Origin of the sequence: Actinomadura formosensis NBRC 14204 (genome assembly GCF_001552155.1) — a bacterium.
Lineage (GTDB): Bacteria > Actinomycetota > Actinomycetes > Streptosporangiales > Streptosporangiaceae > Spirillospora > Spirillospora formosensis.
On sequence record NZ_BCQQ01000333.1, the window covers coordinates 1 to 533 of the forward strand.

Annotated in this window: 1 rRNA gene; it reads right to left on the minus strand. The window is 58.7% G+C overall.

The features are described 5' to 3' along the window. A 16S ribosomal RNA gene (locus AF1_RS32800) occupies positions 1 to 533 on the minus strand; the annotation flags it as partial.

The following is a 533-nucleotide window of genomic DNA, read 5'->3' on the forward strand; positions in this document are numbered from 1 at the left end:
ACCGGCCCAAAAAGGACCCACCATCTCTGATGGTTTTCCGGCAATGTCAAGCCTTGGTAAGGTTCTTCGCGTTGCGTCGAATTAAGCAACATGCTCCGCCGCTTGTGCGGGCCCCCGTCAATTCCTTTGAGTTTTAGCCTTGCGGCCGTACTCCCCAGGCGGGGCGCTTAATGCGTTAGCTGCGGCGCGGAATCCGTGGAAGGACCCCACACCTAGCGCCCAACGTTTACGGCGTGGACTACCAGGGTATCTAATCCTGTTCGCTCCCCACGCTTTCGCTCCTCAGCGTCAGTACAGGCCCAGAGAACCGCCTTCGCCACCGGTGTTCCTCCCGATATCTGCGCATTTCACCGCTACACCGGGAATTCCGTTCTCCCCTACCTGCCTCTAGTCTGCCCGTATCCACCGCAGACCCACGGTTAAGCCGTGGGCTTTCACGACGGACGCAACAAACCGCCTACGAGCTCTTTACGCCCAATAATTCCGGACAACGCTTGCGCCCTACGTATTACCGCGGCTGCTGGCACGTAGTT